17 protein-coding genes and 1 pseudogene are annotated in these 14,902 nt (G+C 62.7%); 13 read left to right on the top strand and 5 right to left on the bottom strand.

Annotation, left to right across the window (positions count from 1 at the left end):
- Positions 1–25 precede the first annotated feature (25 nt).
- The 3 genes from CAG00_RS03335 to CAG00_RS03325 form a co-directional block, all read right to left on the bottom strand.
- Positions 26–799, bottom strand: a complete 774-nt coding sequence (locus CAG00_RS03335) for a phasin family protein (RefSeq protein ID WP_085663495.1) — start codon at positions 797–799, stop codon at positions 26–28.
- Between the two features lie 10 nt (positions 800–809).
- Positions 810–1,229, bottom strand: a complete 420-nt coding sequence (locus CAG00_RS03330; RefSeq protein ID WP_023663112.1) for a phasin family protein — start codon at positions 1,227–1,229, stop codon at positions 810–812.
- Between the two features lie 125 nt (positions 1,230–1,354).
- Complete coding sequence (locus tag CAG00_RS03325; RefSeq protein WP_015272091.1) at positions 1,355–1,630, bottom strand: polyhydroxyalkanoic acid system family protein; 276 nt, start codon at positions 1,628–1,630, stop codon at positions 1,355–1,357.
- Positions 1,631–1,754: 124 nt separating this feature from the next.
- On the opposite strand from CAG00_RS03325, the gene ubiE reads away from it, so the two are divergent.
- The 13 genes and pseudogenes from ubiE (at position 1,755) to CAG00_RS03265 (ending at position 13,046) form a co-directional block, all read left to right on the top strand.
- Complete coding sequence (gene ubiE, locus CAG00_RS03320) at positions 1,755–2,525, top strand: bifunctional demethylmenaquinone methyltransferase/2-methoxy-6-polyprenyl-1,4-benzoquinol methylase UbiE (RefSeq protein WP_013974541.1); 771 nt, start codon at positions 1,755–1,757, stop codon at positions 2,523–2,525.
- Positions 2,525–3,148 (top strand): SCP2 domain-containing protein, encoded by a 624-nt coding sequence (locus CAG00_RS03315; protein ID WP_085663494.1) that lies wholly within the window; start codon positions 2,525–2,527, stop codon positions 3,146–3,148. Before ubiE ends, CAG00_RS03315 begins: the two co-directional genes overlap by 1 nt.
- Complete coding sequence (ubiB, locus tag CAG00_RS03310; RefSeq protein ID WP_075046599.1) at positions 3,145–4,764, top strand: ubiquinone biosynthesis regulatory protein kinase UbiB; 1,620 nt, start codon at positions 3,145–3,147, stop codon at positions 4,762–4,764. The genes CAG00_RS03315 and ubiB overlap by 4 nt, the downstream gene beginning before the upstream one ends.
- Before the next feature lie 72 nt (positions 4,765–4,836).
- Positions 4,837–5,229, top strand: a complete 393-nt coding sequence (gene hisI, locus CAG00_RS03305) for a phosphoribosyl-AMP cyclohydrolase (protein ID WP_013974544.1) — start codon at positions 4,837–4,839, stop codon at positions 5,227–5,229.
- Position 5,230: 1 nt separating this feature from the next.
- Positions 5,231–5,566 carry a phosphoribosyl-ATP diphosphatase gene (locus tag CAG00_RS03300; RefSeq protein WP_013974545.1) on the top strand — a complete coding sequence of 112 codons (336 nt, stop codon included), beginning with the start codon at positions 5,231–5,233 and terminating at the stop codon, positions 5,564–5,566.
- Positions 5,567–5,737: 171 nt separating this feature from the next.
- Complete coding sequence (locus CAG00_RS03295) at positions 5,738–6,010, top strand: twin-arginine translocase TatA/TatE family subunit (RefSeq protein WP_025340917.1); 273 nt, start codon at positions 5,738–5,740, stop codon at positions 6,008–6,010.
- A gap of 3 nt (positions 6,011–6,013) precedes the next feature.
- Positions 6,014–6,391, top strand: a complete 378-nt coding sequence (gene tatB, locus CAG00_RS03290; RefSeq protein ID WP_085663493.1) for a Sec-independent protein translocase protein TatB — start codon at positions 6,014–6,016, stop codon at positions 6,389–6,391.
- On the top strand, positions 6,388–7,176 hold the full coding sequence (gene tatC, locus CAG00_RS03285) for a twin-arginine translocase subunit TatC (protein ID WP_085663492.1): 789 nt from the start codon (positions 6,388–6,390) through the stop codon (positions 7,174–7,176). Before tatB ends, tatC begins: the two co-directional genes overlap by 4 nt.
- Positions 7,173–7,880: a 16S rRNA (uracil(1498)-N(3))-methyltransferase gene (locus CAG00_RS03280; protein WP_025340919.1), complete on the top strand. Its 708-nt coding sequence runs from the start codon at positions 7,173–7,175 to the stop codon at positions 7,878–7,880. Before tatC ends, CAG00_RS03280 begins: the two co-directional genes overlap by 4 nt.
- 100 nt (positions 7,881–7,980) lie before the next feature.
- Positions 7,981–9,897 carry a methyl-accepting chemotaxis protein gene (locus CAG00_RS03275; RefSeq protein ID WP_085663491.1) on the top strand — a complete coding sequence of 639 codons (1,917 nt, stop codon included), beginning with the start codon at positions 7,981–7,983 and terminating at the stop codon, positions 9,895–9,897.
- A 263-nt stretch (positions 9,898–10,160) separates the two neighbouring features.
- A pseudogene (locus tag CAG00_RS29240) lies at positions 10,161–11,201 on the top strand (methyl-accepting chemotaxis protein); the annotation flags it as partial.
- A gap of 9 nt (positions 11,202–11,210) precedes the next feature.
- On the top strand, positions 11,211–12,104 hold the full coding sequence (locus CAG00_RS29235; RefSeq protein WP_371915763.1) for a methyl-accepting chemotaxis protein: 894 nt from the start codon (positions 11,211–11,213) through the stop codon (positions 12,102–12,104).
- Positions 12,105–12,302: 198 nt separating this feature from the next.
- Positions 12,303–13,046, top strand: a complete 744-nt coding sequence (locus CAG00_RS03265; RefSeq protein ID WP_085663489.1) for an RHS repeat-associated core domain-containing protein — start codon at positions 12,303–12,305, stop codon at positions 13,044–13,046.
- 157 nt (positions 13,047–13,203) lie between these two features.
- Here the strand turns inward: CAG00_RS03265 and CAG00_RS03260 are convergent, their stop codons facing one another.
- Together CAG00_RS03260 and CAG00_RS03255 are read right to left on the bottom strand one after the other, a co-directional pair.
- Positions 13,204–13,938 (bottom strand): amino acid ABC transporter ATP-binding protein, encoded by a 735-nt coding sequence (locus CAG00_RS03260; RefSeq protein WP_013974550.1) that lies wholly within the window; start codon positions 13,936–13,938, stop codon positions 13,204–13,206.
- Entirely contained in the window at positions 13,931–14,893 is a 963-nt protein-coding gene (locus tag CAG00_RS03255) for an amino acid ABC transporter permease (protein ID WP_025340922.1), read from the bottom strand. The genes CAG00_RS03260 and CAG00_RS03255 overlap by 8 nt, the downstream gene beginning before the upstream one ends.
- Positions 14,894–14,902: the final 9 nt, after the last annotated feature.

Below are 14,902 nucleotides of genomic sequence, written 5' to 3'. Positions count from 1 at the left end.
TACCCGCGAAGAAGGCGACGCGGTATCAGATCAGGGTACCGGTGCCTGTCTGTGCCGAAGGCGGGTTGCTGGCCGGAGCCGCAGTGGGCGCCGGAGCTGCGCTAGCGGCCGGAGCGGCGCTGGCCGCTGGAGCTGCCGGCTTGGCGGCTGCCGGCTTGGCCGGTGCTTTCTTCACAGCAGGCTTCTTCGCCACAGCTGGTTTGGCCGCTGCCGGTTTCGCCGCAGGCTTGGCCGCCGCAGTCTTCGCAGCAGGTTTAGCCGCTGCGGCCTTGGCTGCCGGCCTGGCTGCCGCGGTTTTTGCCGCAGGCTTGGCCGCTGCCGTCTTGGCCAGTGGCTTGGCCGCCGCCTTGCTCGCAGCCGGTTTGGCTGCAGTGCGCGACGAAATCGGGGTAACCGAAGCGCCGGTCAGTTTCTCGATCTGCTTGGTCAGGCTGTCCACCTGCTGGTGCAGGGCCTTGATCTCGTTGCGGCTCGGCACACCAAGGCGCGAGATGGCGCTGTTCAGGCGCTTGTCGAAGGCCTCTTCGAGTTCGCTCCACTTGCCCAGCGCACGGTCCTTCACGCCCGACACGCGCGAAGTGGTCGACGACTTGGCAGTCTCAGCAACATCTTCGGCGGTCTTCTTCGCCTGCTTCTCGGCCTTCTCGCCATCCTTCACCAGCGAGTCGAACAGCTTCGGGCCGTCCTGGTCGATCTTCGAATAGATACCAAGCCCCGCCAGCCAGATCTTGCGGGAGTACTTCTCGATCCCGCCGACCCAGGAGCTGCCTTCTTTCTCGGAATTCTTCTTGCCAGCCATCCTGCTCTCCTTATGGTTTGTGCGCGACGCGCTCGAGCAGCTCGTGCAGCTGTTCAAGCTTGATGGACAACGCCTCAACGTCATGTTTAGACGGAATGCCAAGGCGATTCAAGGCGCGACCTACCCGCGCGTCGAAAGCTTTTTCGATCTTGTCCAGTTGAACTTCGACCTTGCCGCGTACGCGACTGACTTCCTGGGTCGCTTCGTCGATCTGGTTGTTGGCAGCATCGAGCTCCTTGTCGATGCGCTTCTTGCCACGCTTCTCGACGCCTTCGCCGGCCTTGACCAGCTCATTGAAGTAGTCGGAGCCTTCCTGGCCCACACGCGCATAGGCGCCGATGCCCGCCAGCCAGATCTTGCGCGCGTAGCCGCGTACCTCGCCCAGCGTACCCGGGGCGTCGTCCTTTTTCTTCACAGTCACTTTGGCCATGCTCTGTACCTCATGCTCATGAGTGGAGGAGGAACCGCCCATGGAGGTTGGGCTTGAGCACAAGGTAGAGAGGGAAATTAGAATCTTCACCCTAAGGTGAACGAGCATGGCCCCGGGAAGGGGTGTCAGGCCAGGGCTTTGTCCAGCGCCCGCTCGATCTCGCCCTTGATGGTGCCGCTCATCATCGACAGCATCATGCCCAGCTTCAATTCGACGCGGATGCGGTCATCGAAGATGTGCACGCTGCCGTTGGCACCGCTTCGCGCCACATCGACCCGGTCACCGTTCCAGGTGGCCTTGAGGTCGTATTCGCGGGTCAGTTTGTCGACCAGCGCTTCAGCCTTGGCACGGGCGGCATCACGGCCGAGGGAATGTTTGCGTTCGACGCTGATCTGGGTCATGCGGGTGTTCCTGAAGATGAAGACATAATGGGCATTATGCCCGCCCCTGCCCACTGGCACACCCCGCCAAGACAAATCCGCCCGTTCGCCCTAGAATGGCGGTAATTTTTTCCGGTGAAGCGATATGAACGACCAGCGCAAAGGCGACCACGCCGAACCCACCACCCATTTCGGTTACCAGGACGTCCCTGAAAGCCAGAAGGCGAAGAAAGTCGCCGAGGTGTTCCACTCGGTAGCGGCCAAGTACGACCTGATGAACGACGTGCTTTCCGGCGGCATGCACCGCCTGTGGAAGCGCTTCACCATCGAGCTGTCGGGCGTACGCGCCGGCAACCGTGTACTGGACATCGCCGGCGGTACCGGCGACCTGGCCGCCAAGTTCTCGCGGCTGGTCGGCCCGACCGGCCAGGTAGTGCTGGCCGACATCAACGAGTCGATGCTCAAGGTCGGCCGTGACCGCCTGCTCGACCGTGGCGTGGCCGGCAACATCGAGTTCGTCCAGGCCGATGCCGAGAAGCTGCCATTCCCGGACAACCACTTCGACTGCGTGACCATCGCCTTCGGCCTGCGCAACGTCACCCACAAGGACGAAGCCATCCGCTCGATGCTGCGCGTGCTCAAGCCGGGCGGTCGCCTGCTGGTGCTGGAGTTCTCCAAGCCGACCAACAAGCTGATGTCCAAGGCCTACGACGCCTACTCGTTCGCCTTCATGCCGCTGGCCGGCAAGCTGATCACCAACGACTCGGAGAGCTACCGTTACCTCGCCGAGTCGATCCGCATGCACCCCGATCAGGAAACCCTGAAGGCCATGATGGTCGAGGCCGGTTTCGACCGCGTCACCTACCACAACATGACCAGCGGCATCGTTGCCGTGCACCGGGGGATCAAGCCCTGATGCTGCTGGCCGGGCTGCTCGCCAGCGCCGAACATGGCCTGAACCGCGTCCTGCGCATGGACAGCACGGCCCTGCCGCGGCTGGCCGCGCTGGAGGGCAAGGTCATCGAGATCGACTGCCGCCAGCCGGCCTTGCAGGTGTTCATCCTGCCCGATGAAGAGGGCCTGATGCTCGCCGCCCACTGGCAAGGCGAGGTCGACTGCAGCCTGCGCGCCCCGGCCGGCAGCCTGACGCAACTGGCCCTGGCCAGGGACAAGACTGCCGTGCTGCACAGCCCGCAAGTCGAACTGCATGGCGACAGCGCCGTGCTGCTCGACCTGTTCGGTGTGCTGCAGGACCTGGAGCTGGACTGGGAGCACGAGCTGCAACGCTGGCTCGGCCCGGTCGCCACGGCGCTGCTGGCGGGCCACATCCGCCTGCGTGCACGCTGGACCCGCCAGGGCCTGGCGCGCTTCAGCCAGAACCTTTCCGAGTACCTGGCCGAAGAATCCCGTACCCTGGTCGGCAAGCGCGAAGCCGAAGCCGCCTTCAGCGAGCTCGATGCCCTGAAGCTCGATACAGAACGCCTCGAGGCGCGCCTCAAGCGCCTTTCCCGAACCCTTGATACCAGCGATAACGCATGAAGCTGCTCGCCGTCCGCCGTCTTTTTCGCATCCAGCGTGTGGTGATCCGCTACCGTCTCGATGACCTGCTGTTCGACCTGCCGCTGCCCTGGTGGCTGATGAGCCTGCGCCTGCTGATGCCATGGCGCTGGCTGCCGCGCAAGCCGTCCGAGCTCAGCCGTGGCGCGCGCCTGCGCCTGGCCCTGCAGGACCTGGGGCCGATTTTCATCAAGTTCGGCCAGTTGTTGTCCACCCGCCGCGACCTGCTGCCCAACGACATTGCCGATGAGCTGATGCTGCTGCAGGACCGCGTGCCGCCGTTCGACCCCAAGCAGGCAGTGGCACTGATCGAGGCGCAGTTGGGCGCCCCTGTGACGCAACTGTTCAGCCGCTTCGACGTCGAGCCACTGGCCTCGGCCTCGGTGGCCCAGGTGCACGCTGCGCGCCTGAAAAGTGGCGAGGAAGTGGTGGTCAAGGTGGTGCGCCCGGGCCTGAAGCCGGTGATCGCCCAGGACCTGGCTTGGCTGTTCCTGATCGCCAAGGCCGCCGAGCGTGCTTCGGCCGATGCCCGTCGCCTGCACCCGGTGGAAATCGTCGGCGACTACGAAAAAACCATCTACGACGAGCTCGACCTGCTGCGCGAAGCGGCCAACGCCAGCCAGTTGCGGCGCAACTTCGAAGGCTCCGAGCTGATGTACGTGCCCCAGGTGTACTGGGACCTGTGCCGCCCCAAGGTGCTGGTGATGGAGCGCATCTACGGCGTGCCGGTGACCGACATGGCCACCTTGGCCGACCAGCGCACCGACATGAAGCTGCTGGCCGAACGAGGCGTGGAGGTGTTCTTCACCCAGGTGTTCCGCGACAGCTTCTTCCACGCCGACATGCACCCCGGCAACATCTTCGTCAGCACGGTCAAACCATGGAGCCCGCAGTACATCGCCATCGACTGCGGCATCGTCGGCAGCCTGACCGCCGAGGACCAGGACTACCTGGCGCGCAACCTGATCGCTTTCTTCAAGCGTGACTACCGCCGCGTCGCCCAGTTGCACATCGACTCGGGCTGGGTGCCGGCGCACACCAAGGTCAACGAGTTCGAAGCGGCGATCCGCACCGTGTGCGAGCCGATCTTCGAAAAACCGTTAAAGGATATTTCCTTCGGCCAGGTGCTGATGCGCCTGTTCCAGACCGCCCGGCGCTTCAACATGGAAGTGCAGCCGCAGCTGGTGTTGCTGCAGAAGACCCTGCTCAACATCGAGGGCCTGGGCCGCCAGCTGTACCCCGAGCTGGACCTGTGGAGCACCGCCAAGCCATTCCTCGAGCGCTGGATGCGCGACCGCATGAGCCCCAAGGCCGTGCTCGGCAACATCCACAGCCAGGTCGAGCAACTGCCGCACCTGGCCGACATGGCCCGCGACCTGCTCGAGCGCCTGTCGCAACCGCACCTGCACGATCCGCAACTGCCGGAGCGGCGCCGCCAGGGCGACCGCTGGGCGCTGCGCCTGCTCGGCGCCGGCCTGCTCGGCGGTGGTGCGGTACTGGCCGCTGGTGCCGCCGCGGCCACCAGCCTGGCCGCCCCTGCCGCCTGGCCGGCCTGGCTGATGCTGGCCGCCGGCCTTTACCTGATCGTGCGCCAATAGCCAGCCGCGCCCATGGCTGGCACACTAGCGCAAAGGGCCCGGCACAGGAGCGGGCCCGCTTTGGAGTCGACGATGAAAGACTGGCTGGACGAGATCAAGTGGAACAGCGAGGGCCTGGTACCGGCGATCGCCCAGGACCACAAGACCGGACGCGTGCTGATGATGGCCTGGATGAACCGCGAATCGCTGGCCCTGACCGCCGCCGAGCAACGCGCCATCTATTGGTCGCGTTCGCGTGGCAAGCTGTGGCGCAAGGGCGAGGAATCCGGGCATGTGCAGAAGCTGCATGAAATGCGCCTGGACTGCGATGCCGACGTGATCATCCTGATGGTCGAGCAATTGGGCCATATCGCCTGCCATACCGGCCGTGAAAGCTGCTTCTACCGCGTCTTCGAAGACGGCCAGTGGAAAACCGTCGACCCGGTCCTGAAAGACCCGGATGCCATCTACAGCGCAGGACACTGACATGAGCGACACCCTCAACCGCCTGGCCGAAGTGCTTGAAGAACGCAAGCAAGCGGCGCCCGACAGCTCCTACGTGGCCAGCCTGTACCACAAGGGCCTGAACAAGATCCTCGAAAAGCTCGGCGAAGAGTCGGTCGAGACGATCATTGCCGCCAAGGATGCCGCGGTCAGCAAGGATTACAGCGATGTCATCTACGAAACCGCCGACCTGTGGTTTCATAGCCTGGTAATGCTCAGCGCGCTGGGTCAGCATCCGCAAGCCGTGCTCGATGAGCTGGAGCGCCGCTTCGGGCTTTCCGGGCATGATGAGAAGGCGGCTCGACAGCCGTCTGCCTGATGTAATTTAGGTGCGCAGGGCCCCTCTCTTTTTTGTGGGAGCGGGTTCACCCGCGAAGAATGCGACGCGGTGTATGGCACCGGCTAAGCCGGTGTTCGCGGGTGAACCCGCTCCCACAGGGACCGCGTTGCCAGAACAATTCGCTTTACCTGTAAATTTCAGGAGTACGAAATGGGTATCTTTGACTGGAAACACTGGATCGTCCTGCTGGTGGTCGTGGTCCTGGTGTTTGGCACCAAGAAGCTGAAGAACTTCGGCAGTGACCTGGGTGAGTCGATCAAGGGCTTCCGCAAGGCCATGAGCGACGAAGAGAACAAGCCAGCCGAGCAGACCCCGCCGCCTGCCCAACCCGTTCCACCGGTGCAGAACACTGCCCAGCAGAACCAGGGCCACACCATCGAAGGCCAGGCCCAGCCGGCTCAAGAGCCGCAGCGGAAAGACTGACCCATGTTCGGCATCAGTTTCAGCGAGCTGCTGCTCGTCGGCCTGGTCGCCCTGCTGGTGCTCGGCCCCGAGCGCCTGCCCGGTGCCGCGCGCACGGCAGGCCTGTGGATCGGCCGGCTCAAGCGCAGTTTCAACAGCATCAAGATGGAAGTGGAGCGCGAAATCGGCGCCGACGAAATCCGCCGCCAGCTGCACAACGAGCACATCCTGCAGATGGAAGAGGAAGCCAAGCGCATCCTCAACCCGATGACGCCACCGGCGCAGCCGCCTGTCACCACCGCAACCGTTCAGCCCCCCGTCGGGCTCGAAGCCAGGCCGGTCGAGACCGCTGCCACCCCGGCCACGCCTTCTGAACCGCCTCAACCGCCGCGAGCCCCATGAGCGAAAATCCGGAACACGACCAGCCAATGCCGCTGGTTTCGCACCTGACCGAACTGCGCACCCGCCTGCTGCGCTGCGTTGCCGTCATTTTCCTGATCTTTGCCGGGCTGTTCTCCTTCGCCCAGCAGATCTACACCTTGGTCTCCGCGCCGCTGCGCGAGCACCTGCCGGCCAATGCGACGATGATCGCCACCGACGTGGCCTCGCCGTTCCTCACGCCGTTCAAGCTGACCATGATCGTCTCGCTGTTCCTGGCGATACCGTTCATCCTCCAGCAGATCTGGGGCTTCATCGCACCCGGGCTGTACCGCCATGAAAAGCGCATCGCCATTCCGCTGTTGGTGTCGAGCATCTTCCTGTTCTACGCCGGCATGGCCTTCGCCTATTTCCTGGTGTTCCCGCTGGTCTTCGGCTTCTTCGCCAGCGCCACGCCGGAAGGCGTTTCGATGATGACCGACATCGCCAGCTACCTCGACTTCGTGATGACGCTGTTCTTCGCCTTTGGCGTGGCCTTCGAAATCCCGGTGGCGGTGGTGCTGCTGGTATGGATCGGCGTGGTCGACGTGAAGTACCTGAAGAAGATTCGCCCCTACGTGATCATCGGCTGCTTCGTGGTCGGTATGGTCCTTACCCCACCGGACATCTTCTCCCAGACCCTGCTGGCCGTACCCATGTGGCTGCTGTTCGAGATTGGCGTGCTGTGCGGCAGCCTGATCCGCAAGCGCAGCGCCCACGACGAAACCGCCAACGACCACAACGACCAGCCACCAGCGACCCAACCGTGAACCTGTTGCTCCTTGAAGAGGCCGACTTCGTCTCGGCCGACCGCGTCGTTCTCGCAGACCGGCGCTTCACCCACATGCAGGACATCCACCGTGTGGCGGTGGGCGACAACCTGCGCGTGGGCCGCATCAACGGCCTGATGGGCAAGGCCACGGTGCTGCGCCTGGAAAAGCACGAAGCCGAACTGGAAGTCGCCTTTGACCAGCAGCCACCGGCCAAGCTGCCGCTGACCCTGGTGCTGGCCGTACCTCGGCCGAAAATGCTGCGCCGGCTGTTCCAGACCGTGGCCACCCTTGGCGTGCCGCGGCTGATCCTGCTGAACAGCTACAAGGTCGAGAAAAGCTTCTGGCAAACACCGTTCCTGCACCCGGACAGCATTCGCGAGAACCTCATCCTGGGCCTGGAACAAGCCCGCGACACCGTGCTGCCCGAAGTGATCATCGAGAAGCGCTTCAAACCGTTCGTCGAAGACCGCCTGCCGGCCATCGCCGCAGGCACCCTGGGCCTGGTCGGCCACCCTGGCCCCTACCCCGCCTGCCCGCGCGCCGTGGAGCAGCCCGTGACCCTGGCCATCGGCCCGGAGGGCGGCTGGATCCCCTACGAAGTGGACCTGCTAGGCAAGGCAGGCCTGGCTCCGGTCCAGCTGGGCGACCGCATCCTGCGGGTAGAGACCGCGGTGACAGCGCTGCTTTCACGAATTTTCTGACACTTAAGTCAACTTTTACCCATAAAGTTTCCCCTCCCCAGGCCGATTGTCTTGGCAACACAACAATTAATCGTGCTGCCAAGGCGCCGGGGAGTCGTACATGTATCAATGGTTCGCCCAATCATTGGGCAATGTGAGCGTCAATCGCAAACTGGGGCTGGGCTTCGGCCTGGTGCTGCTGTTGACCCTGGCCATTACCCTGGCTGGCTGGCACGGCATGGACAGCATCATCAACCGTGGCGACAAGCTGGGGAACATCTCGGTCATCCAGCAGTACACCCAGGAACTGCGCATCGCCCGCCAGCATTACCAGCGCCAGCCTGACGAAGCCTCGGTGGCAGAGCTGGAAAAAGCCCTGGGCAATCTCGAGCGCCAGGTGCAGCTTATGCTCGGGCAGATCGAGCAGCCCGCTGACAGCCAGCGCCTTGAGCAGCAGCGCGAGGCCGTGCGCGGCTACCAGCAGGCGTTCAACGAGCTGAAACAGGCCGGCCAACGCCGCGAGGCCAGCCGCGCCGTGCTTGGCGATACTGCCGACAAGGCCGCAGAGCTGATTGGCCGGGTGCAACGCGGCCTGCTGCAGGGTGGCGATATCAGCCAGTACCAGCACGCGGTGGAAGTCAGCGCCCTGTTGCAACAGGCGCGCTTCCAGGTACGCGGCTACACCTACAGCGGCAACGCCGACTACCAGCAAACGGCGCTGAAGGCCATCGACCAGGCCTTGGCCGAGCTGCGCGCGCTACCGGCCAAAGTGCCGGCGGAGCACGCTGCCAGCCTGGACGATGCCACCACCGCCCTGGCAGGCTACCGCGACGCGGTCACCCAGTTCGGCAATGCTCAGGTCGCCAGTGAGCATGCCCTGCAGAGCATGGTCGAGCACGGCTCGGTACTGCTGCAGACCAGCCAGGCGATGACCACCTCGCAAACCGCTGTGCGCGACGCCGGGGCGGCCCAGGCCAAGACCGTGCTCGCCGTGGCCACCGTGCTGGCCCTGACCCTCGGCCTGCTGGCGGCCTGGGCCATCACCCGGCAGATCATCGTCCCGCTGCGCCAGACCTTGCACGCCGCCGAACGCGTGGCCAGTGGCGACCTGACCCTGAACCTGCAGGCACAACGCCGCGACGAACTGGGCCAGTTGCAAGCCAGCATGCATCGCATGACCCAGGGCCTGCGCGAACTGATCAGCGGCATCGGTGATGGCGTCACGCAGATCGCCAGTGCTGCCGAGGAGTTGTCGGCGGTGACCGAGCAGACCAGTGCCGGGGTCAACAACCAGAAGGTCGAGACCGATCAGGTGGCGACCGCCATGAATCAGATGACCGCCACCGTGCATGAGGTGGCACGCAATGCCGAGCAAGCCTCGGAAGCTGCGTTGATGGCCGACCAGCAGGCCCGCGAGGGCGATCGTGTAGTGGGCGAGGCGGTGGCGCAGATCGAGCGCCTGGCCGGCGAAGTGGTCAACTCCAGCGAAGCGATGAACCAGCTCAAGGCCGAAAGCGACAAGATCGGCAGCGTGCTCGACGTGATCAAGTCGGTGGCCCAGCAGACCAACCTGCTGGCCCTCAACGCAGCGATCGAGGCGGCCCGTGCCGGCGAGGCCGGGCGTGGCTTTGCTGTGGTGGCTGATGAGGTGCGCAGCCTGGCGCAGCGCACCCAGCAATCGACCGAAGAGATCGAAGAGCTGATTGCCGGCCTGCAGAGCGGCACCCAGCGTGTGGCCAGTGTGATGGACAGCAGCCGCCAGTTGACCGACAGCAGCGTCGAACTGACCCGCCGAGCCGGCAGTTCGCTGGAGACCATCACCCGTACCGTGTCTTCGATCCAGGCCATGAACCAGCAGATTGCCACGGCAGCGGAAGAACAGACGGCCGTGGCAGAAGAGATCAACCGCAGCGTGATGAACGTGCGAGATATTTCTGACCAGACCTCGGCGGCCAGTGAAGAGACGGCCAGTTCCAGCGTGGAGCTGGCGCGGTTGGGTACCCACCTGCAAGGGTTGGTGGGGCGGTTCAGGCTCTAGGCTGATGTGTAGGTCGCCTGTACTGGCCTCTTCGCGGGTAAACCCGCTCCCACAGGTACCGCACAGTTCTCAAAATCTGTGCAGTACCTGTGGGAGCGGGTTTACCCGCGAAGAGGCCGGCGCAGGTGGAGTATTCCTACCTGTTGAAGTGAAATTTCCTACCTGATTATCAGGTCAAGTCCTACAGCTCCGCTGCCGATTGGCAAAGGTGTGATGCCAGCAATGCGCCTGCATCCTCGCCCCCAATCGCACGGAGATTCCTCATGCTCGGCTACCTCAACCGCAAGCTCGGCAACATCAGTGTCGCAGCCAAGCTCGCCCTCGGCTTTGCCGTAGTCCTGCTGCTTACCCTGGCCACCACCGTCAGTGGCTGGCGTGCACTGGATGACGCCATTGTGCGCTCGCAGCAACTCAGCGAAATCGGCCTGATCAACGACCTGACCAAAGACTTGCGCGCAGAGCGCATCACTTACCGCGTACTCAACGACAACGCCAGCAGAACGCGGATAGCCAACATTCTCGACCAGCTCAACAGCATGCTGAGCACCTTGCAACAACGTAGCAGCGTGGATGAATCCCGGCAGATGCTGACCGAAAAACTGGCGTTGCTGCAGCGCCTGCGCGACGATTTCAGCGAGCTGGAGAATACTGTCGCCAAGCGTATCGCCCTGCGCCAGGCCATGCAGGCCCATGAGCAGAAGCTCACCGAAGTGATCGACGATCTCCAGACCCAGGCCTTGCTGAGGATGCCTGCCGACAGCCAGCAAGGCGGTGTGCTGGGGCTGATGGACACGCTTGGCCGTCATGTCGACGGTGCCAACCAGCAGAGCCTGGTTCCGGCCTATACCTTCTCCCCTGTGGAAAGCTTCGCCAAGGTCGGCGACAGCTCCCTGGATGCCGCCGCCAGCAGCCTTGCGCAACTGCTCAAAGGCCTTGCTCCACTTGGCTTGCCCCGTGCGCTCACCCAGCAGCCCGGGGAGCAGCTGGCCAAGTACCGCGCCAGCCTGGATGAGTATCGTCGGGCTGCGGTGCGTGTCGAACAGCTGCAAAACAACATGGAGAACATGGGCAACGAGCTGCGCGCGGTAAGCCTGGAACTCGGCAAACGCAAGATCGAGCAGCGCGACAGGGAAGCCCTTGAGGCCCGCTCGCTGCTGACCACTGTAGCCCTGCTGGCGTTGGCCGTAGGCGTCGTGGCCGGCTGGCTGATCACCCTGCAGATCACCCAGCCTTTGCGCCAGACCCTGGCCGTGGCCGGGCGCATCGCCAAGGGCGACCTGAGCCAGGTCGAACCTGTGCAACGCCGCGACGAGATGGGCCAGTTGCAAACCAGCATGCGCGAAATGACCTTGAGCCTGCGCGAGCTGATCGGTGGCATCGACCAGGGCGTCGGCCACCTGTCACAGGCCGCCACACAGCTGGCGGCCAGCAGCGAAGACACCAAGCTGCGCATCAACCAGCAACGCGAGGAAACCGACCAGGTGGCCACAGCCATGAACCAGATGAGCGCCACCGTGCAGGAAGTGGCGCAGAACGCTGAACAGGCCTCGCTGGCGGCGACCAACGCCGACCAGCAGGCGCAGATCGGCGACCAGGTGGTGGCCGAAGCTATTGGCCGTATCGAACAGCTGGCCGGGCAGATGGACCATTGCCTGGCGGCCATGCAGCACCTGGCGGGCGAGAGCCAGCGCATCGGCAGCATCCTCGATGTGATCAAGTCAGTGTCCGAGCAGACCAACCTGCTGGCCCTGAACGCGGCGATCGAAGCGGCACGGGCGGGTGAAGCCGGGCGTGGTTTTGCCGTGGTGGCCGATGAAGTGCGCGGTCTGGCACAGCGCACCTCGACGGCGACCGAGGAAATCGGCCAACTGATCGACAGCCTGCACAACGGCACCGACGAAGTGACCCGCCTGCTGGACAACAGCAAGAACCTGACCGAGCAAAGCGTGGAGCTGAGCCGCAAGGCGGGGCATGCGTTGAGCCAGATCACCGACACGGTGTCCAGCATCCAGGGCATGAACCAGCAGATTGCCACGGCCAGCGAAGAGCAGAGCGTGGTCGCCGAGCAGATCAACCGTAGTGTGCTGAATGTGCGCGATGTGTCGGATCAGACCAGTGCGGCCAGTGAGCAGACGGCGGCTTCGAGTGGGGAACTGGAGCAGTTGGGGCAGCAGTTGCGGGGGATGGTTGGGCGCTTCAGCCTCTAAGACCGCGAGGGCTGCTTTGCGGCCCTTTCGGCAACTCACGCCATGAGTGCATGTAAGAAAGGCATCCCAATAAAACTTCACTACCAAGAAAACTATCGACCCACATCATTCAGTACAAATCTAGTATTTTTGCTAGTTTTCATCTCTCACAAGCGTCGTAATATAGTTAGACATTAATGACTGCCGAAAAGATACGCCATGCCAAATAAACGCAGAGGACCTACTAATGATTCAATAGCCCACCCGCGGACTATTGCCTACACACCGTTCGGCTATTGTATGCCGGTGATCGAAGTGAACGATCATCTGAGATTTAATGGCGAATGGCTAGACACGCTCACTGGGCTATATTTTTTAGGTTTAGGTTATCGAGCATTCAGTCCTGTTCTGCTGAGGTTCAGCTCCCCCGATACAATCAGCCCGTTCGGAGCAGGAGGTTTAAATTCGTATGTCTATTGCTTGAACGACCCGATAAATCTATCGGATCCGGAGGGAACTTCTGCACTTGGTAAATTATGGACAAGAATCCGCGGTCTTTTTCATAAGCAGAAAATAGCATATCACGGTACCTCTATTTATAGCGAAGAACTCTTGTTAAATGGGTTGAAAAAAAAGTATATGAGAACAACCTCACATTATGGCGAAGGCTTCTATATTACAACAGACAAGGACTATGCCCGCTGGTACGCGGGCAGCGCAGACCCACAAGATCCTGGCGTGATAGTAGGCGTATACACAAACAACGTAAACAAATTAGTCAAAGGAAAAGACTTTGATTACGCCGAGAAGAACAGCATGGTGATTCGGCCTAGTGCTTACCACAAGATTACTATACGAAAGCTAAATAGCGAAGATAAGCTCCACCGCAGAAACTCATACTATGAACGCCGGCATCTGTCATCAACTAACGCCAAATCAATTCGATCACCTCTTGAAATTTAGTAAGCTCCTCTCAAGGCGCGAAGACACACCGAGTTCATAGATACTGCACCTCAGAGTTGACACAAATGCCGGCCATCTCGGCTCAATTAAATGCTCCCACAGGGCCCCGATGCGGTCCCTGTGGGAGTGGGCGTGCCCGCGAAGAGGCCGGTGCGAGTTAAAGCACTTGGCGCAGGAACGCCTGCGCGCGCGGGTCTTTCGGCGAGGCGAAGAACGCGGCCGGCGCCGAATCTTCCAGCAACTTGCCATGATCGAAGAACAGCACCCGGTCCGCCACTTCACGGGCAAAGCCCATTTCGTGGGTAACGCAGACCATGGTCATGCCTTCCTGGGCCAGGGTCTTCATCACGTCCAGCACCTCGCCGACCATTTCCGGGTCGAGCGCCGAGGTTGGCTCGTCGAACAGCATCACTTTCGGGTCCATGGCCAGGGCACGGGCGATCGCCACCCGCTGTTGCTGACCACCGGACAGGCGCGACGGGTATTCGTTGGCTTTCTGCGCAATGCCGACCTTCTCCAGCAGCGCCCGGGCCTTGGCCTCGCGGTCGGCCTTGTTGCGCTTGCGCACCACCTTCTGTGCCAGGCACAGGTTCTCCAGCACGGTCATGTGCGGGAACAGGTTGAAATGCTGGAACACCATGCCGACTTCGCGGCGGTAGGCGTTGATGTCGGTCTTCGGGTCGGCCAGTTGCAGGCCGTCGATGGCCACATGGCCTTCGTCGAAATGCTCCAGGCCGTTGAGGCAGCGCAGGAAGGTCGACTTGCCCGAACCCGACGGGCCGAGCACCACCACCACTTCGCCCTTGGCGACCTGGGTGGTGACGTTATCCACGGCCCGTACCACGTGGCCACGGGTGTCGAAGACTTTCAGCAGGTCACGGACTTCAATCACTTTGCGCAAGCCTCCGCTCGAGCCGGCTGGCCAGGTGCGACAGCGGCAGGTTGATCAGCAGGTACAGGCCTGCCACGCAGAACCAGATCTCGAAGGTCGAGAACGAGGTGGTAATGGCCTCGCGGCCGCTCTTGGTCAGTTCGGTGATGGCGATCACCGAGACCAGCGAGGTGTCCTTGACCAGGCTGATGAACTGGCCGGCCAAAGGCGGTAGCACGCGTTTGAAGGCCTGCGGCAGGATCACGTGGCGCATCGACTGGCCCGCGTTCAGGCCCAGCGAGCGGGCCGCTTCGTTCTGGCCCTTGGCGATGGATTGCACGCCGGCACGAACGATTTCGGCCACGTAGGCGCCGGTGAACAGCGCCAGTGCAGCCACCCCGGCAAACTCGCGGGACAGGTTGAGCACGGTACCGATGAAGAAGTAGAAGATGAAGATCTGTACCAGCAGCGGTGTACCGCGCACCAGCTCGACATACACCGTCGACAGGTCACGCAGCGTAGGGTTGCTGGACAGGCGGCAGAGGCCGGCGAACAGGCCGATCAACAGGCCCAGGGCACCGGATACCACCGAAATCCAAAGCGTGGTCCACAGGCCCCAGGCCAGCGGGCCGGCCGCCCAGTGGCGGGTGACGCCAATCTGGTCGCCTTCGGAAACATCGTCGCCGCGGGCCAGCTGCAGGCTGTCCTTGGCCACATCGAGCACCTGCTCGGCACCGCTCTCGTCTTTCAGCGTGACACGGGCATTGTCGCCAGAGATGACGATGTCCTGCACGGTGCCGTAACCGGCGGCGCGCTGTGCTTCCTCGGCCTTGTAGGCGAAGTACTGCGGTACGCGGTTCCAGCGCCACTCGTAGGAAATCATCGAGGTGGCCATGTACAGGCTGAACGCCAGGCCCACCAGGACCAGGGCAGTCAAACCGTGCCAGGGCCACTGGGCTTTCTTGTGTTTGATCACGTGGGGTAC

The organism is Pseudomonas sp. B5(2017), assembly GCF_002112825.1.
In the GTDB taxonomy this organism is placed as follows: domain Bacteria; phylum Pseudomonadota; class Gammaproteobacteria; order Pseudomonadales; family Pseudomonadaceae; genus Aquipseudomonas; species Aquipseudomonas putida_Z.
This window is presented reverse-complemented; position numbering and strand designations above follow the sequence as displayed.

What these genes read in the sequence shown, in the direction of transcription:
- CAG00_RS03335 (WP_085663495.1), bottom strand. Translation starts at nt 799, where the DNA reads ATGGCTGGCAAGAAGAATTCCGAGAAAGAAGGCAGCTCCTGGGTCGGC.
- CAG00_RS03330 (WP_023663112.1), bottom strand. Translation starts at nt 1,229, where the DNA reads ATGGCCAAAGTGACTGTGAAGAAAAAGGACGACGCCCCGGGTACGCTG.
- CAG00_RS03325 (WP_015272091.1), bottom strand. Translation starts at nt 1,630, where the DNA reads ATGACCCAGATCAGCGTCGAACGCAAACATTCCCTCGGCCGTGATGCC.
- ubiE (WP_013974541.1), top strand. Translation starts at nt 1,755, where the DNA reads ATGAACGACCAGCGCAAAGGCGACCACGCCGAACCCACCACCCATTTC.
- CAG00_RS03315 (WP_085663494.1), top strand. Translation starts at nt 2,525, where the DNA reads ATGCTGCTGGCCGGGCTGCTCGCCAGCGCCGAACATGGCCTGAACCGC.
- ubiB (WP_075046599.1), top strand. Translation starts at nt 3,145, where the DNA reads ATGAAGCTGCTCGCCGTCCGCCGTCTTTTTCGCATCCAGCGTGTGGTG.
- hisI (WP_013974544.1), top strand. Translation starts at nt 4,837, where the DNA reads ATGAAAGACTGGCTGGACGAGATCAAGTGGAACAGCGAGGGCCTGGTA.
- CAG00_RS03300 (WP_013974545.1), top strand. Translation starts at nt 5,231, where the DNA reads ATGAGCGACACCCTCAACCGCCTGGCCGAAGTGCTTGAAGAACGCAAG.
- CAG00_RS03295 (WP_025340917.1), top strand. Translation starts at nt 5,738, where the DNA reads ATGGGTATCTTTGACTGGAAACACTGGATCGTCCTGCTGGTGGTCGTG.
- tatB (WP_085663493.1), top strand. Translation starts at nt 6,014, where the DNA reads ATGTTCGGCATCAGTTTCAGCGAGCTGCTGCTCGTCGGCCTGGTCGCC.
- tatC (WP_085663492.1), top strand. Translation starts at nt 6,388, where the DNA reads ATGAGCGAAAATCCGGAACACGACCAGCCAATGCCGCTGGTTTCGCAC.
- CAG00_RS03275 (WP_085663491.1), top strand. Translation starts at nt 7,981, where the DNA reads ATGTATCAATGGTTCGCCCAATCATTGGGCAATGTGAGCGTCAATCGC.
- CAG00_RS29235 (WP_371915763.1), top strand. Translation starts at nt 11,211, where the DNA reads ATGGGCCAGTTGCAAACCAGCATGCGCGAAATGACCTTGAGCCTGCGC.
- CAG00_RS03265 (WP_085663489.1), top strand. Translation starts at nt 12,303, where the DNA reads ATGCCAAATAAACGCAGAGGACCTACTAATGATTCAATAGCCCACCCG.